Raw genomic sequence first — 17,864 nt, forward strand, 5'->3', positions numbered from 1 at the left:
TGTTGAGTTAAACATTACCGGTTGATAATCACCCGCCCGGTCAGGTGCCGCCCATCGTCCCGAATAAACCGGAAAACATACAAACCATTGGGCAATGCCACGCCCCCCTGATCTGTACCATCCCAGTAAAATCCATTTTCACCGATGCGAAGCGGTTGCCGGAGCGTTCGAACCACTTGCCCGTTCAGGTTCCGAATGACCAACTGCCCGTTGCCCGGCAGCTCCTTCCCGGTAACGGTAAACTGAAACCGGGTATGCGCCCAAAATGGATTGGGTACGGGCCGGATGACCGACAGACTATCCTCCGTTTTTACCCGAAAATTGATTTCATACGGACTCAACCCGGCTTTGTTACCACTGACATCGGTGGCCTGAACTCGCAATGTGTAGACGCCTTCGGTCAGATTCTGAGGTCGGTAGTGAAGTAAAAACCGGTTATTGGCGCTGGCAGGGGTCCAATTCACGTCGGAATTGCCAAGAACCACCCGTTCAAAAACGCACGTTTCGCACGGTTTACGCAGCAGCAGATCAATGCCGAGCGTGTCCCGGCGAATGCGGTATGGATCTTCATCCTGCACCATAACCTGAATGACCGGATTGGGCGAAACCAGCGCACCATCGGCAATTCGGGCTCCGTCGATGGTTACATCCAGCAACGGATTGAAGCGATCGGGCGGAAAACGCTGGCTCGAATCGGGCAAAACGACCGCGTACTGATCACCGGATTTCGAAACCGTAAACACCAGCACATTATTGGTTTCGTCTAACTCCTCCACCCGGTTTTCAGCATCCAGCACCAGTTCGTGCCGCGTTGGGCCATCGGCATCCAGGTCGGGTCGAAAGCTGTAATAAACCGTATCCCGAAAAGCTACTGCGGCTTTCAAAACGGTTTTATACGACCGAACCGAACCGTCGGACAGCCGCTTCTGAACCGTCAGACTCAGGCGTTCCTGCGGATGATAGCGTCCGGCATTGACCACAACCACCCGCAAACGGACGGAATCCACGGCATTGTCGGTCCGGGAAACCCCCGAAGACTGCACCTGAAAATCGGCTTGGGGCAACGGAAACAGCCGGAGAGCCGGGTCACCCTGCAACACCATCTGGTTGGCATTGCCAATTTGCAGGGCATCTTTGGTCGTAGCCAACACCCGCCGGGTGGTTTCCTGGTGAATAACGCCAATCGGTTTTGAGAAGTAGGTGCTGTCCGTAAACAGCGTCTTGTAAAATTGCAGCGTGAACGTGTTGAGGGGCGTGGTAAATCCTTCGAAACAGTGCGCCAGAATGGCAATGGCTCCTTTGTCCGGCGTCAGCAGCCAGTTGGTACTGAGCACATTACCACCATAAAAAATATTTCCAAGTCCGCACCCATTGAAAAACATGAGTGGATATCGACCTTTGTTGTTATAGCCATATACCGGATCGGAAGCATACCCGATGTCGAGGTCGGCGACGGTTGGCGATGAATGGCCAAAAAAAGTGATCATCGCAACCCCTTTGTTGACCTTGTCACTGATGTCGATGCGCTCGACGGGAGCATCGGTCGTTTTGGAGCGCGTGGTGACTTCCGAGCCCAAATACTGATTTTGCACGAGTGCCTTCGCATCGTTGAGAATGGCCTTGAAACCAGCCAGTTCCGACTGCGAACGACCGCCACTCAGGTGCAGAATTTCCTTGCGCCATGGCACATTGGCCGCGTTGTTTTCAAACTCTTTCACCTTGTTTCCGTAGTTCAGCACCTCCTGCGCCGAAAGTGTATTGAGCCGTCCCGTGGCCATAGCGGGCACGTTTTCCGGAAAACCAGCCAAACCGGCGGTCAACAGCACATCCGAACCGGGGACGTTGCCGATAGTCGGAACCAGATCCAGATAATACTGATTGGCATTCTTGCGGAACGGGAAATAGACCGACGAGCGGCCTATCAAAAACAGGAACTTGCCGGGGCCGCCCGTTAGCATGTAATCGGCAAACCGCCGAATGGCCAGCGGAGTGCGTTCGCCAAAGCTGAACTGGTTGAACAGTTCCTTCATGGTCACCACGAGCGTATCGTACTGACCACCTTTCACGGATGCCCGGTACGCTGCGTAGGCCCGAACCGGGTCCGCCACCTGCCCCACCGGTTTCATCAGAAGTTCGTGCGAAACCATCAGGAAATTGGGTTGGGCCGGATCAAATTTGCGAAAAACCACCCGCTCCAACTGCACGGGCGTTATCACCCGGGTTGTCACCAGAAGTTGACGCGGAGACGTCGTGTTGGGAACGACCACCTGCCGGGTCGAGCCTTCCTGCGTGCCGGTTAGCCGTCGGGCCGCGCCCGGTTCGGTGATGTCATAGATGACGGTACTGGCCGGTGCATCCGGCAGTTCGAGATAAGAACGTCCGCCGGCTTTTGGTAGTAGCCGCAGCACTTGCTGCGGCCCATTTTTCAAGCTGATCGTTTGTGGATACCGAATCCGCACGGTACTCACGGAATAACGATCAAATTCACCCGACCCGCGCGATACGGTAGTTAGCGTCAGGTCCGCCGAAGCATCACTTTTTACGGCAAAATCCGTGGATTGAAGCGGTGCTGAAAACCGTCTCGGCTGAAACGCACTGAATTTCAGGCTCCCCAACGTCCGGCCCGACGCACCGGCCGAGAAATCGACCAGATGTTGGTAGGTATCCCGGCCGTTCAGCAGCATTTCCAGCTCCGGTTTTTCGGCGGCCGAATTGACCCAGCCAGGAAGGTTGAAAAGCTGCGTATGTGGTTTGTTTTTCTGTTGCATCGGCCCCGTCCAGCCCTCTCCTGCTTCAAAATACACCTCATACTGGGTAATAAAAGGCACCGGACCCGTACTCGGGTTGGTAGACATCTCATCCTTCAGCACCTGCAGTTGCTCGGCGATATGATACGGTTCCGGCAGCAAACCGGCGGGTCGGGTTTCCTGCGTGGTGACAACCCGTTTGCCCGGTTTTCCGTCGGAGCGCCAGGTTAAAAAATAAGCCGCCGTGTCGGAATACATGCTGTAGTACGGATGCGGCTGGGCGCTCATCGGTCGGTACAGCAAGGTATCCTGCAAACCGTCATTGCCTTCGCCTACAAATTCGAGGTAATCCGCAGCGTCGAGTTTCTGATCCGATTCGCCGGAAACCAGGATCGCCTGCTCGATTCCGCGCCGGAACAGTTGCAGGGTAGTGGGGTTAACGGACGTAACCGGGATGCCGGCCTTTGCCAAGTCTGAAGTTGTCAGTCGGTAAACAGCCCTTTCCGTGACCGGGATTCGGAAATAGGACTGGCTGTGATTAATCCATTCGTTTCCAAAGCGGCCCGTTTGGGCATTCACCCCACCACTACAAACCCATACGAACAAACCAACGATCAGTTTCCGCATAACATTGTCTGAAAATAAAGCATTGACTTCGCAGCATCGGCGGATGCAGAGCGGGCTTACTGCCACACCTGTTCTCTGACTGGCAGCAAAACCGGCCGATAAGGTTCCGGAATATAATCCCGCTTGGAAAACAGATCGCTCGCTAATGCCAGCACCGTGCAATCCGGCGAAAAATCGTACAATATCCGCCAGTCGGAAGGGAGTAGATGCAGGGCCTGGTTCGGGCTATTCAACTGATAAACTGCATCATGCTCTTCCGATTGAATAAATATTGATACCGATCCAGTCAGGCAGAACAAAATGCTGTGATTCTGCTGGTGGCGGTGTTGCCCCCGGCACTGACCCACTGGCACCTTATAAATAAGGTACGACCGCAGAAAGGATAACCCGGTCAACTCCTCCAGTTCAGCGATCTGGTTCTTAGACGTTTTTAAGGTGTATAACAGGGCCATGACAACGGCTTTTGTGTCGGATAATCACCCGGTTTCAAACCCTGAAAGGTTACGAAAACCGGAATAACCATTCCACCCGGAACAGATACAAATCAATCGAAGGAGACGGTCTTATTCTGTAGAAAATCATCCATTTCAAGAAGCCGGCGAAACCGCTCTTTGGGAAAAGACGTCAGGGCGACGAAAATCAGGAGAAAGGCGTCGTTCAAAATACGTTTTTTTCTACAAAAGCCGACCCACAACCTGCTTATGTTTGGGAGGATTATCCCGGCTTTGCGCAATCTATGTTTACCCCAAAATGGAGCGAAACGGTCTGTAAACAGATTACTCCACGATCCGGTACGATGACTTTTATACCGTTTTTCCTTTGGACCGATAGCGCGCCGGCGTTCGCTGAACCGGCTATTGGCCAACCGTTTTGGCGACCCATCGGTTTTTTTTTAAGTTGGAATAATCTAATTTTGCCACCCGTTCTGGCGAGCTTGCTTGTGGCCATTCTGGTCTGGTTTTTCCTGCGAATGCGCTACCGAAACCGGCATCAGCAACACCTGAGACTAAATCATGAAACCCAGGATCGCATCTTGCAGCAGCAGAAATTAATCTCGGAGTTGCGGCTACACAATGACCAGTTAAAAATTTCGAAGGAAAATCTACACCTGTCTATCTCCGAAAAAGACCGTTTTATCGCGATTTTGATCCACGATTTGCGATCTCCCTTGCGGTATTTATACAAAAACACAGCTTATTTATTCCGAAACTGGAAGCGGGATTCTCACGCCGAACTGGACGATCTGATTACGGAAATCAACAATTCGACCAAGCAGATTCATTTTCTGACGGAAGAAATAATGCAATGGATTTCGACCCAGGATCAGGCGTATGGTGTCCGGATCAGGGAGTATTTATTGCCGGAACTCATCCATGAACTGGAAGAGTTGTACAAGGAAAATATGCTTCACCACGGCAATATGCTTCAACTCGACATTCCACCCCGGATGAAGGTGAATACGGACAAATTGCTGCTGAAAACCATCCTGCGAAATCTGATCGATAATGCGAACAAAAACACGGACGACGGCACCATCCGGATTGAAGCCCGGCAGGCCTATCAGAAAGTGGTCATTATGGTATCGGACAGTGGCGTTGGCGTTTCGCCCACCCTTCTGCGGGATATAAACCGCTATTTTAGTACATCAGAACCTATGCCGGGTTTAAATACGCAGTTTGGCCACGAAATTATCCGGGATTTTGCCCGCTTACTCAATGCGACCGTTTTTTACGAAACCCCCGAAAGTGGCGGCTTACGGGTTTCGTTAACACTTCCCTATTGATTCAGAAACCGGCCATTCGCAACCCATCGTTTACCTCTTCGACTGCCCTTCCGGCTTCCTCATCCAACCGTACTACGACCGATCTTTCCCGGTCGGCAGTTCTTCAGATCAATTGTTTTTATAGTATGTTCGTCATTTGGAACACTTTCAGTATCATGTGCAAACATTCACGGTCGCTTGTCACGTGGCAGTGCAATTTTACGGCATCCTATAGAAATTCACCTTCATGAAAAGTGGGCATCCCTTAATCGGTCGTCTGAGTTGGGTTCTGTTGATTTGCTGGTTTTCCAGTTGTGATTTTTACGCAATCCGCAATACCGATCACCAGGCTCACGTAGACAGCCTGATCGACCGGGCCACGGTTCTGAAGTTTTCAAAGGGAATCGAACGTTCCCGGATGTATCTGGATTCCGCTTACGCCCGGTTTCCCGAAGCGGGTGTTATGGATTACTATCGCAAATATGATTTTCTGAGAGATAATTACTTTGATGACAGTTTCAAACCCGACTATGAGAAGGTTCAGAGCTATATTGACAGTATGTTTTGGGTTCTTGAACCCGGAATTCTTCGGGAAAAATACAAAAAGAATTATGCCCGTATCTATCTTTTGCGCGGTAGTCTGTTGTATCATCAGAGACGGTACGAAGAGGCCTATAGCCAGTTTTTCCAGGGGAAGGTCCTCATGGAATCGACCTTCGACAGTTGCCAAAGCAGTCAGTATACCAGCCGGATCGCCGGGATGAATTACCAGGAAAAAAATTACATCAAAGCCGCTACGTATTATAAACAGGCCTTCCGTGAAGTAATGACATGTTCCAACGGAGGAAACTTTGATGATTTGTTTGCGAGCCGTCAGGGTTATTTAAGCAATATCGGCTTATGCTACTCAAAATTGGAATTACCGGATAGTGCGTTGCATTACTATGACCAGGCGCTACGGTTTATCGGGCAGAATGAACACAAATTCCCGAATCAGAAAGATTTCATGGCAATGGCCCGGGCGGTCATTTATGGCAATCAGGCCACCATTTATCTCCAGCAGGGAGACCTTCCTCAAGCCGAAACCCTGCTGAAAGAAAGTATCCGCATCAATCGGCAAACCGGGTATTACAACCGGGATGCGCAGTTGTCGCAGGCCAAACTTTGTGAAGTCTACCTGACCAATAATCGGCTGGAAATGGCGCGCAAAGAACTACTTTCCCTGAAAACATCGCTGGATACCCTGCAACACCCGGACGCCCTCTTGCGGTGGCATCATCTCCAATCGCAATATTTCGAGAAGGTTCACCAAATCAGCCAGGCCCACTACCATCTTAAAAATTATCACGCGCTGAGAGATTATTCCGACCAGGAAAAGGCGGTTTTTAAGGGCATGGACCAGGCATTGCTGAACCTGGATAGTCAGCACAAAATTGAATTGTTAAATAAAAAAGAGGAGTTGAACCGACTCTATCTGATGGGTGCGGCTGCCATTCTGCTGATGGCCTTTGTGATTGCCTATTTGATCTGGCACAGTTGGCAGCGAACCCAGAAAAACCTCTTAAAACTTGCCGCCTTAAACCGGCAAATTATTGGCCGAAATACCCAGCTACAAACCACATTGACGGAACTGGAGCGAAGCCAGCAGGAAAATGCCCGTTTGTTGCAGGTTGTTGCGCATGATTTACGCACGCCAATTGGCGCCATCAGCATGGCGGTCGATCTCTTGCTGGAAGATCAGTTGAGGGTTCATAAACCGCAGTACTTCCTGGAAATGATCAAATCGTCTTCAGCTAACTCCCTCGTTCTCATCGACAACCTGCTGCATTCCAACGCCACCATCAACAAGATGGAACCGGTCGAGTTGCAGGAGTTTCTGGCGTCGTGTGTCGATATGCTGGAATTAAAAGCACTCGAAAAGAAGCAATCCATTCATCTCGAAACCAATATGGCCCGGATTTTGGTAGACCGTCAGAAAATGTGGCGGGTGATTAGTAACCTCATTACCAACGCCATCAAATTTAGCCCACCTGAATCTACCATCACTGTGGGGCTGGAAAAACGGGACGATACGGTTCAAATATCCGTCAAAGATCAGGGAATCGGTATTCCGGCTCCATTAAAAGCCTCTATTTTCGATTTATTTACGGCGGCCCGCCGACCCGGTACAGCCGGCGAAAAATCGTTCGGGATGGGACTCGCCATTTCCCGGCAAATCGTTGAAGCCCATCGCGGGAAGCTTTGGTTTGAAAGTGAGGAGCATCAGGGAACCACCTTTTACGTCGAATTGCCGGCAAAGTGAAACCCGAGCCGGTTTTGGCGCCCTCTTTTTCCGATACCGTACGGCCAATCCGCAAAAAAAGCCTACGAAGAATCTTCATAGGCTTTCGAACTATTGCGAGATGTAAAGGTTAAATTCTAGCGTGATAAAGTCAGGGAGCGGGTGAATTTCCGCCCGTCACTGAGCCGAATGCTGTAGAAGTAGGTTCCGGTAGGCAGGTCTTTGCTGCGATCCCGTCCGTCCCAATCGTTTTGGTAGTCTTTTGATTCGTATATAACGGTTCCGTTGCGATCAAAAATGGTTACTTCCGCAACCAGTTTTCCCAGGTTGGCAATTGTGAATTTGTCATTGGTACCATCCCCATTGGGTGAGAACCCTTCCGGAATTCGTAGCTCCCCTTCCGCATCCGGATTTGAACCGGAACACAAGCTGGAAAGCGATTTGATGGTCAGATTTTCAAAGACCCCACTCGCTTTGGCAACGTAGGTATCGTAGTCAAACTCAGGAGTGGTTTTTTTGAGCACAACTTCACTTAAGCCGGTAACAGGAAAGGCTTTGTCATCATTCCAAACCAGCGTAGTTCCAGCTTTTTCATCCGGATTGACGAGATCGAATTGCAGCGTCGCGATGGGAAGCCAGTTCGTGGAAACCGGCGTCGCGTTCTGTTCCGAACCACTGTAAATGATGTTCAATGAAACGATACCGTTGGCATTTCGTTCGACCGAACCGTTCAACGACAGGGGATTGTAGTTCAGGCTGGCATTTTCGCCCTGACTGGTAAAATTCTGCTGATCGGCAATAACCGGTGCTTTGATCAGGTGAGCATCGTATGAAAAACGAAAGTTTGCATTGCCCATCAAAAACGAGCTGTTTTCATCGTGCGCCTTCACTTCTACCGTTACCAGCAGCTTCATTTGAGCACAATCGGCTTTTTTGAGTTGTAAACGCACATCGAATTTACCGTTTTGGGCCTCAGCCAGTAGCGAAGAGCAGACCGCGAAAAGAAAGAAAAACCGTTTCATATCCATTGGTTTTACGGAAAATAGAATTCAAACTTCAGAGTTGGATCAAGGAAGGTCCAGTGGCCGAAACCGCTGGGCCTTCTGTCGATATCAATGCGGCACTTTGGAATAGCGTCCATTATTTTTCTTCCACAACACGCTGTCGACAAAGTTCACATCGGCGTCCATGTTGAAGTCGCCATAGCGATACTGATCAAAAATACCGCTCTCGTCCTTCCAGAGTTTGGAAAAATGGTATCGGTATGCCAGACGATGGCAAAGCAGTTGTTTTGAATCAGTTGCGTATTGACGATATCGAACTGAATGGTCGAAACGGTGATCCAGTTGATGCCAACGGAAGCGGCTCCGGTTCCCGAACCACCGTAGGTGGTGTTGAGCGAAACGGTTCCTATGGTGGGCCCGAACGAACTGCCGTTCAGATTCTGGATTCCATACCGGACGTCGCTCGCCGGAGCCTGACTGGAAAAATTTTCCTGCGTCAGAATGACCGGATTGTTGATGATTCGGGGGTCATAATCGAATCGGTAGTTTGCATCGCCCATCAGAAACATACCCTGCGTATTGCTGGCTTTCACCTGCACGTTGATAACGGCTTTGCCGGTGGTACAGTCGATGGTTTTGACCAAAAATCGGACGTCGAATTTTCCATTCTGAGCGAATGAGGCACTCACCGCTAACAGAAAAAGACCCGCAAGGAGGTAGATTTTTTTTTTCATATTCATCAACGACTAACTACGACAAGTGCTATGACTTCAACTGGTTTTTTACAATGCATTTCATCAAAAACCGGCTCCGGCCACGTTTCCGGCCCTTTCGGGAATAACATTCGTTAATGTAGACTTCCTACTGCGAAAAAAGTCACACTAATATTTTTGTGTGTACAAAATATTATTCGACCAAAAACCGTCATATCTGTTAAGCTTAAAATTAGACATACGATGGCTTTCCGGATTACGGCGTTTTCAAAATCCGCTCCAGCATCTGCTTTCCGCCCTGGTTATCGGCATTCAGCTCAATTGATTTTCGGTACATCGCAATGGCTTCTTCTTTCCGGCCATTTCTGAACAGCGCTTCGCCGTAGCTGTCATACACATTCCAGCTTGCCGGAAACAAGGTCACATTGAGTTTGAAAATGCTGAGGGCTTCGGTTAGTTGTCTCCGGCTCATCATCCGATATGCCCAGTCGTTCAGATCGGCTTCGGATGGCTGGAAAGCCGCGTTCTTTGCTTTTTCTTCCTGAAATACCGCATGGGCCTGCTCAAAACCGCGCTTCCGCAACTGCATGTGGAGTGTCATGATGGGATCGGATTTCGGGATTTCCGGGTTGTAAAAACCCGCCAGTTCGTCAATGAATTCTTCCGGAAAAGAACCAGCCAGATTGGTTAAAACGATGATGGTCAGGTCGTCTTCGGGATAAACAAACAAAGCGGAGCGGCCACCGCCGGTGGTAATCATGGCCCGGTGGCGGGGTCGTGGTTTGGTTACCCAGCCCATCGCCCACTGCGTCGGCGTTCCGTCATTGTAGTTTCCCGGTGTCCAGAGGGTTGCGAGGGCGGTTTTGGTTCGAAAAAGTTTGCCCTGTTGCAGCGCCATGACCCAATGGGCCAGATCTTCCGCCGTGCTGTTCATGCCCGAAGCCGTCCGGCGAAAGGCCGGAAAAATTTCGTACGAATTGGTGACTTTGCCCTCCGGAAAGGCTTGCCCATCCATTCGGGTCACATACCCGTAGGATTGGGTTTTGTTGGGAATCACATCGCGGGAGTCGCCAAAACCGGTGTTGGGCATCCCTGCCACCTGAAACTGTCGCTCCCGGAAAACCTCCGCGAATGGTTTCTCCCGGAATTGATCGATGATCTTCCCCAGTAAGGCGTAGTTCGTCTGGTTATACAGAAATTGTGTTCCGGTCGGAAAATCCATGGGCATGGCTTTCGTTTTCGCCCAGGCCGTTTCCTCATCCATTACCCGGCCCATCGGCGCAGAGTCGATCACCCGGAGAATGTCCGGCAAACCGGAAACGTGCGTCAGCAGTTGCCGGATCGTGACGGGTTGCCAGCTTGCCGGCAGGTCGGCGAGGTAGCGGGATACCGGTGCCGCCAGGTCCACTTTCCCTTCTTCCACCAACTGCATGATGGCAACACCGGTGAAGGCTTTCGTGCAGGAATTGATCGAAAAAATGCTCTGGCTGGTCACCGGTGTCCCATACTGGAGATTACCGATCCCGTACGATTTGAGCAGAACGAGTTTACCCCGCTGAACCACCGCCACCTGAAGGCCGGGAATCCGGCGTTCCTGCATTTCGCGCCGGATCAGGGTTTCCACCTGGCCGGTTTGGGCCAGCGAGGGCGTGTTGATGAGCAGGCCGATAAGTAGTAAGGTCATGACTGCCATCCGTAGCAACCAGGGATCAAGTTTGTAGTTCATTGTTTTTGTTGTCTTTTCTTGGGGAGTATCGTTCAACGGTGTAAAGACCAGGGATCCGTCACCACGTTGCGCGGGAAACTCCCGGAACAACCAAAGGTTACACGCAGACGTCAATTTTAATGTCAACCGAACGGTTTTAAGGCAAGGACGAAAGAAGTATATATAATTAAATTATATATTGCAGAAAAATACCGCCCCAGCTATGCTTGTCCCGACTTTTTCTATAGGCATTCGTGCCCATCTCCTCTTACTCCTATCCGGTTGGTACACGACGACCCAGGCACAATCCAATCCGTCCGAAAAAATCCGGCAAATAGAAAATCATCTTTTACCAGCCATCGTCGTGGAGGGCGAAGAGGTCGAACCGCTCAACATTTCTGATCGGATGAAGCAACTCAGAATCCCCGGACTTAGCATTGCCGTGATCAAAGACGGAAAAATAGAATGGGTAAAGGGCTACGGGTTTGCCAGTCAGGAAGAGCAACGGCCGGTCAATGAAAACACGATGTTTCAGGCGGCTTCGATCAGCAAACCGCTAACGGCCCTCGCGACGCTGCACTGGGTTGAAAAAGGAACGTTCTCCCTGGACACGCACATCAATGCCTACCTGAAAAACTGGCAAGTTCCTGACACCAAGCATACCACGACTGAAAAAGCAACGCTCCGGCAAATTATGAGCCACACCGCCGGGTTGACCGTACACGGTTTCCGGGGGTACGCAGCCAACGAAGAAATACCGTCCATCATTCAGATTCTGAAGGGTGAAAAACCGGCTAATTCACCGGCTGTTCTACCGGACACGGTTCCCGGTCGCATCTTCCGGTATTCGGGGGGAGGTTATACGGTACTGCAAAAAGCATTGGTCGATCAGCTCAAAAAACCGTTTCCAACGCTAATGCACGAGACGGTTTTATCGAAACTCGGGATGCACCATAGCAGCTACGAGCAGCCGCTGGCGGAGCGGTTTCGTGCTTTGGCCGCCACCGGTTATCAGATCAACGGCAAGGCTCTCAAAGGCCGCTACAATACGTACCCTGAAATGGCGGCTGCCGGTTTGTGGACCAGCCCTTCGGATCTGGCCCGGTACATCATCGACGTTCAGCAATCGCTGAAAGGAAAATCAAATCGGTTGATTTCCAAAGCAATGACAGAGTTGATGCTAACCAAAAATCTGGATTTGTATGGCTTGGGGCCGATGATGCAAAACGAGGGTGATTCGCTGCTTTTCATTCACGGCGGTTCCAACAACGGTTTTCGCAGTTTGTATGTGGCACAGGCTTACCACGGCAATGGCGTTGTTATCATGACCAATTCGGACAATGGTTTTACGATCATCTACGACCTGATGCGAAGCATCTCGAAAGTGTATGGCTGGAATTTCTACCGCCCCATGCCAGTCAAAAAATTCACCCTGAGTCCCGAGCAGATCGGCGGAATCGTTGGAACATACAGCATACCGGATTATTCGTTTGAGGTGGTTCAGACCAGCGGCAAACTATATCTCAAACCGCATTGGGACAAACCGTCGATGGAAATGATTCCTGAAAGTCGGGAGGTTTTCATCGACCGGGACGGACAGCATCGGCTGGAGTTGCTATACGACGAAGCCCATACCGTTACGAGTGCCCGCGTATTCGGAGATGCCTTCAAAAAAGTGAAATAAAGGAGCCAACGCAGGTGTCAGGCAAACGAGTTTTTCCTAACTTCCCGGCTCGTGCTTTTCAAGACCCGATTCACATGGAAGACCAACTCTTAGGCCTGCACCACATCACCGCCATCGCCGGAAATGCCCAGCGGAATTTCAATTTTTATACGAAAATACTCGGACTCCGGTTTATCAAAAAAACCGTCAATTTCGACGATCCGAACACCTATCATTTCTACTTTGGCGACGAAGGTGGTTCGCCGGGAACCATCCTGACGTTCTTTCCGTGGGGAACCGTTCAGCCGGGCCGCAGAGGCACCGGAATGGCGACCGAAATCGGCTATTCCGTTCCAGAAGGAAGCCTGGAATTCTGGCAAAAACGCTTCGTGGATCACAACGTGATTTACAACAAACCGACGCAGCGATTCGGCGAAACCTATCTCCCCTTTCTCGACCCAGACGGCCTGAAACTCGAACTGATCGTTTCCAAAACCGCCGATGACCGGACGCCCTGGAAGACGAACGACGTCACCGCAGCCGTCGCCACCAAAGGATTTCACAACGTGACGCTGACGCTGGAAAACATCAAAGGCACCGCAGATATCTTAACCGATATATTGGGTTATCAACTCATCGACCAGCACGTTAATCGCTACCGGTTTGCCACCAGCGCGGTCGACAATGCCAATCTGGTGGATCTGGTGGAGGTTCCGGGCGAAGCGCGCGGGCATGTGGCCGGTGGCACCATTCACCACGTCGCTTTCCGGGTTAAAGATGAAGCTGTTGAGAAACACTTTCAGGAAAAAATTGCCGCCAAAGGTTTGCAGGTTACCGATCAGATCGACCGGAATTATTTCCATTCCGTCTATTTCCGCGAACCGGGCGGTGTGCTGTTTGAAATCGCAACCGACAACCCCGGTTTTACGGTAGACGAACCGCTGAACGAATTGGGGACGCACCTCCAACTACCCGCCCAGTATGAACCCCGCCGGGCGCAAATCGAGGGGCAGTTACCAGTTTTGCTATAAATACACCCTCACCATTTGCTGCCAGTATTCGGCCCGGTGTGCCCGGCCTTCCCAGACGTACAGATCGTGCGGAATTTGCTTTTCGCCCAATGAAAAACTCAAGGCCCGGTTGTTGTCGAAGAAGGGATCTTGCTGACCGATGGCGATCAGAAAATGCATCCGGCGCAGCAACGCCAGCGTGCCTTCGTCGTGGAGGTTGGGCAGAAAATGCGTGGGGGTGTTGAAGTAAATGGTTTCGTCGTAATAGGAATCGAACAATCCGCGAAAGCTCTCCACCGGTGCCGACAAGTCATACCGCCCGCTCAGGGCGACCACTTTCCCGAACCAGGCAGGATGCCGAAGTGCAATGTTCACCGCGTGAAAAGCGCCAAAGCTACAGCCCAGGGCGATCATGAACGGCTGGGGATTTTTCATCCGGGTGAAGGGCAACACTTCTTCCAGAATGTAATTTTCGTAGTGCAGATGGCGTTGTACACGCTCGTGCGGAGGAATCCATTTGCTGTATAAACTCTCGGCATCGATGCTATCGACGCAAAACAGTTGCAGATTCCCACTTTCGAGTTTGTCGGCCAGCGCGTCGACCAGACCAATGTTTTCAAACTCGTAAAACCGCCCCCGCCGGGTCGGAAACACCAGTACCCGCGCACCGGCATGACCAAACACTAAAAGCTCCATGTCGCGGTTCAGCCGGGGACTAAACCATTTTTGGTATTCGCGATGCATACAACTCCTTTATTCGGCTGGCAAGATGCATCCTTTTTTAGTTACCGAACAGTTTTTTAGTTAAACAATTTGTTAAAAAATCTCAGGATGCTGCAACAACGTCTGTTGCCACAATGCATAGCCTGTCCGGTTCAGGTGCAGGCCATCGCTATCGAACAGTTCCCAGCGCGGGCGTCCTCCCCCATCGAGCATCGGTGTGAAGACGTCCACAAAGTGATAACCGGGCAGGGTTTCGATTTTCTGCTGAATCAGGTGATTGGCAAACCGGATGCGGTCGATGATGTGCCAGCGGGCGGGGCTGGGCTTGATGGCCACAAAGGTAAACGGCGTTTCCGGCATGTATTGCTGCATTTTACTGGTCAGCGCGCAGAAGAACAGATACACTTCCTCTGGATGACGCCCGTCGCCCAGGTCGTTATCGCCGGCATAAAACACGATGGAACGCGGTTGGACCGGTAGTACCAGCCGTTCGAAAAACCAGCCACAGGCCGCCAGCGTCGAGCCACCAAAACCGATATTCAACACCTGTTCTTCGGAAAAATCGTGGTCCAGCGTTTTCCACAGGCGGATGGAAGAACTGCCGTAAAAAACCGTGCGGTTGGTAACTTCTGCGGTGGATCGAACCTTTTTTTCAAGTTGATGGACTTCGTCTTCGTACCAGAACATAGGGGTTTGGGGAATAGATAGGCAAAAATACAGCTTTGAACTGAACGTACCTACGGACTTCAGGCAATAGCCAGCCGAAAGTAAAAAGCCGCCCCCGGTTCAATCCCGTCCTTCAACCCGATTTCTCCGCCCATCGTCTGAATAAATTCCCGGGAAATGGCCAGGCCCAGGCCCGTGCCGCTCACCGAACCGTTCTGGCCGGGAGCGCGAAAATACCGGTCGAAAACCCGCGCCCGGTGTTCGGGACGCAAACCGGGGCCGTAATCCCGAACCACAAATTCCACCTGATTGCCAAGCTGCTGGGCCGAAATATGAACCACATTTTCTTCGGGACTGTGCCGGATGGCATTCGACAACAGGTTGACCAACACCCAGGTGGCTTTGTCGGGATCGGCTTTGATCGCGGGCAAATCCGAAAAACCCGACACCTCAAACCGCACCTGCCGCTGCTGGGCCGCCACTTCCAGCGCGCGGGTCGCATACTGAACCAGATCCGACGGATCGACGGCCTTGATGGTCAGTTGAATCTGACCCGATTCCACCTGCGCCAGATTCAACAGCTCACCGGTGATGTTCAGCAGCCGGTCGGCGTCGTTGCGGACGTGATCGACCAGTTGCTTTTGTTCTTCGTTCAACGCACCCACCCGCTGATCATCCAGCAGTTTCAAACTCATCTTGATGGCCGAAATCGGCGTTTTCAACTCGTGGGAAACCGTTGCGATGAAATTCGTTTTGGCCAGATCGCGCTCCTGGTAAGCGGTTATGTTTTCCAGCACAATCACCCAACCGGCGGCAATGGGCTGGTCTTCGCCGGTGCGTGTCAGGGTGACAACGTGCGTTTGTCGGTTAAAATAGCTTTCTTTTCCTTCGTCGACAATTTTGAGTAAACCACCCGCCACCTGGGGTTCTTTCGCCGGTTCCACCAGATTCTGGAGCAGGTTCCGCAGCAAATCGTTGGTCAGGGCCGCATCCGGCGCGTATTTCCCGACCAGGTCCGCTTCCTGAACGCCCAGCAACCGGCAGGCAACAGGGTTCACAAACCGGATTGTCTTTTTCTCGTCCAGTCCGATAATCCCGTTGTCCATCAATTGAATGAGGGTATCGATGCGCTTCTTTTCAAACAGTACGTCGGCCAGTTTGGTGTGTTCGTATTCGTCGAGCTTGTGTGCCATCGAGTTGAACGCCCGCGCCAGATCACCAAATTCGTCGTTGGATTTAAAATGCAGTCGTTCCTCAAAATTTCGGCTGGCCACTTCCTGAATACTGCGCGTCAGTTCGCGCAGCGGATTGGCGATATAGCCGGGGAAATTGATGATGAACGAAAACAGAATCAGGAAACTGAAGGTCCCCATCACCACCAGCCAGATCAGGGCATCTTTGGCGGTTTGTTCGGCCACGTTGTTTTTGCGAAACATCGCCTGCTGGTTGATCGCGCCCAGTTGCAGCAGGTTTTGCTGAATGCGGGTCGCCGTCAGGGAATCATTCCGACTTCCCGATTTCAACTGGTCGAAATCCACCCGCACGGCTTCCACCAGTTCCTTCTCCCCTTCTTCCGTCAAATTCGCTTCCTGCCGACGCAGTGACGTGTCGAAAGTTTTGATTGAATTGGGGTCTGAATTCCGCGTGAGCAAAGCCTTCTGCATACTTCCCACAAACTGCAGGGAGGTATAATTATCCTTCAGAATAGCCCGGGCATCATCCGCAAGCTGGTTTAAGTAATAGATTCCCAGCCCGCCCAGCAACATCGTGACGGCAAACAGGAAGGCCAGCGCCAGCGATAGTTTTAGTTTAATCGTCATGACAGGATGACTAAATCAATGTCCGATTCGGATAACATAGTGAGCAACTGATTGAATGCATGGGTCCGCAGAATTACCTGAAACAGGTTGAAATGCGGTTTGCCGATGCAGACCGTTGTAATCTTACGCTTTTCGCACTCCTCGACCAGCGCATTAAAGATACTCGTGTTTTTTACCCGGATCACCTCGGCTCCCAATTCCGTCGCCAGTTTTAAATTATTGATCAAATGCCGTTGCACATCCAGCTTGATGCGGTTGGGATCTTCGGCGGGCGTCTGCACATAGAGCACACACCACCGGGCCTGGTAATAAGCCGCCAGCCGGGCGGTTTTGCGGATCACCCGCCGGGCCACCAGGTGGTTGGTACTGATGGACGCCATCAGCCGTTCGTGCCGAAACTGGGTGTTGACGGGCAGCGTGGTTTCCACTTTCCGTTCCACCGCCGTCACCACTTCCTTGAGTGCCAGTTCGCGGAGTTGCAGGATTTTTTCGGCCTGAAAGAAGTTGCGCAGGGCGGTTTCTACCTTCGCCGGATCGTAGATTTTCCCTTCTTTCAGACGCGCAATCAGTTCATCTACCGTTAGATCGATGTTCACTACTTCGTCGGCTGCCTGCAAAACCCGGTCGGGAACGCGCTCGGCGACCTCGATTCCGGTGATGTCGTGGACCTCGTCATACAGACTTTCGATGTGCTGAATGTTCACGGCACTCACCACGTTGATGCCCGCGTCGAGAATGTCGAGTACATCCTGCCACCGCTTTTCGTTTTTCGAACCGGGAATGTTGGTATGCGCCAGTTCGTCCACGATGACCAGTTCGGGATGCCCGTTCAGAATCGTTTGCAGATCCATTTCTTCCAGTTCGCGGCCTTTGTAAAACACTTTCCGTCTTGGAATCATCGGCAAACCCGCGATCAGTGCCTGGGTTTCGGCCCGGTTGTGGGTTTCCACGTACCCGATCTTTACGTCGATTCCTCCCCGCAGCAACGCGTGTGCTTCCTGCAACATGCGGTAGGTTTTGCCCACGCCCGCACTCATCCCGATGTAAATCTTGAATTTCCCCCGGCGCGACGCCTGAATGAGCCGGAGAAAGTGGTCGGCGGATTGATCGCGGTCGTTTTCCATTGTTTTTCTGAGAGGATAG

The 17,864-nt window shown here is 51.5% G+C and carries 13 protein-coding genes; 4 read left to right on the forward strand and 9 right to left on the reverse strand.

What is annotated here, in order from left to right; translation table 11 throughout:
* Positions 1–14 precede the first annotated feature (14 nt).
* Both porU2 and DUE52_RS22825 read right to left on the reverse strand, forming a co-directional pair.
* A complete protein-coding gene (porU2, locus tag DUE52_RS22820; protein WP_114408382.1) occupies positions 15–3,374 on the reverse strand; it encodes a putative type IX secretion system sortase PorU2 in 3,360 nt (1,119 codons plus the stop codon).
* Positions 3,375–3,430: 56 nt separating this feature from the next.
* Positions 3,431–3,826 carry a sugar 3,4-ketoisomerase gene (locus DUE52_RS22825; RefSeq protein ID WP_114408383.1) on the reverse strand — a complete coding sequence of 132 codons (396 nt, stop codon included), beginning with the start codon at positions 3,824–3,826 and terminating at the stop codon, positions 3,431–3,433.
* 344 nt (positions 3,827–4,170) lie between these two features.
* Here DUE52_RS22825 and DUE52_RS22830 point away from each other — a divergent pair, with 344 nt between their 5' ends.
* Entirely contained in the window at positions 4,171–5,157 is a 987-nt protein-coding gene (locus tag DUE52_RS22830) for a sensor histidine kinase (protein WP_165841006.1), read from the forward strand.
* A gap of 226 nt (positions 5,158–5,383) precedes the next feature.
* Positions 5,384–7,438 carry a tetratricopeptide repeat-containing sensor histidine kinase gene (locus DUE52_RS22835; RefSeq protein WP_114408385.1) on the forward strand — a complete coding sequence of 685 codons (2,055 nt, stop codon included), beginning with the start codon at positions 5,384–5,386 and terminating at the stop codon, positions 7,436–7,438.
* Positions 7,439–7,554: 116 nt separating this feature from the next.
* Here DUE52_RS22835 and DUE52_RS22840 read toward each other — a convergent pair whose 3' ends face one another.
* The 3 genes from DUE52_RS22840 to DUE52_RS22850 all read right to left on the reverse strand — a co-directional run bounded on the left by DUE52_RS22840 (position 7,555) and on the right by DUE52_RS22850 (position 10,860).
* The gene (locus DUE52_RS22840; protein WP_165841007.1) at positions 7,555–8,439 is read right to left on the reverse strand and encodes a T9SS type B sorting domain-containing protein; all 885 of its coding nucleotides are present in this window, start codon (positions 8,437–8,439) and stop codon (positions 7,555–7,557) included.
* A gap of 152 nt (positions 8,440–8,591) precedes the next feature.
* A complete protein-coding gene (locus DUE52_RS22845; RefSeq protein ID WP_133299920.1) occupies positions 8,592–9,155 on the reverse strand; it encodes a hypothetical protein in 564 nt (187 codons plus the stop codon).
* Between the two features lie 235 nt (positions 9,156–9,390).
* The gene (locus tag DUE52_RS22850) at positions 9,391–10,860 is read right to left on the reverse strand and encodes a serine hydrolase (RefSeq protein WP_229312274.1); all 1,470 of its coding nucleotides are present in this window, start codon (positions 10,858–10,860) and stop codon (positions 9,391–9,393) included.
* A 202-nt stretch (positions 10,861–11,062) separates the two neighbouring features.
* Here DUE52_RS22850 and DUE52_RS22855 point away from each other — a divergent pair, with 202 nt between their 5' ends.
* Positions 11,063–12,523: a serine hydrolase domain-containing protein gene (locus tag DUE52_RS22855; RefSeq protein WP_114408388.1), complete on the forward strand. Its 1,461-nt coding sequence runs from the start codon at positions 11,063–11,065 to the stop codon at positions 12,521–12,523.
* A gap of 74 nt (positions 12,524–12,597) precedes the next feature.
* On the forward strand, positions 12,598–13,533 hold the full coding sequence (locus DUE52_RS22860; protein ID WP_114408389.1) for a ring-cleaving dioxygenase: 936 nt from the start codon (positions 12,598–12,600) through the stop codon (positions 13,531–13,533).
* On the opposite strand, the gene DUE52_RS22865 is transcribed toward DUE52_RS22860, so the two are convergent.
* The 4 genes from DUE52_RS22865 to DUE52_RS22880 all read right to left on the reverse strand — a co-directional run bounded on the left by DUE52_RS22865 (position 13,528) and on the right by DUE52_RS22880 (position 17,845).
* Entirely contained in the window at positions 13,528–14,256 is a 729-nt protein-coding gene (locus DUE52_RS22865) for an esterase family protein (protein ID WP_114408390.1), read from the reverse strand. The genes DUE52_RS22860 and DUE52_RS22865 overlap by 6 nt on opposite strands.
* Before the next feature lie 72 nt (positions 14,257–14,328).
* Complete coding sequence (locus DUE52_RS22870) at positions 14,329–14,922, reverse strand: SGNH/GDSL hydrolase family protein (protein WP_114408391.1); 594 nt, start codon at positions 14,920–14,922, stop codon at positions 14,329–14,331.
* Positions 14,923–14,981: 59 nt separating this feature from the next.
* Positions 14,982–16,721, reverse strand: coding sequence for a sensor histidine kinase (locus DUE52_RS22875; RefSeq protein WP_114408392.1), 1,740 nt, complete (start codon positions 16,719–16,721; stop codon positions 14,982–14,984).
* A complete protein-coding gene (locus DUE52_RS22880) occupies positions 16,718–17,845 on the reverse strand; it encodes a sensor protein KdpD (protein WP_114408393.1) in 1,128 nt (375 codons plus the stop codon). The genes DUE52_RS22875 and DUE52_RS22880 overlap by 4 nt, the downstream gene beginning before the upstream one ends.
* Positions 17,846–17,864 lie beyond the last annotated feature (19 nt).

The organism is Larkinella punicea, from assembly GCF_003334855.1.
GTDB classification, from domain to species: Bacteria; Bacteroidota; Bacteroidia; order Cytophagales; family Spirosomataceae; genus Larkinella; species Larkinella punicea.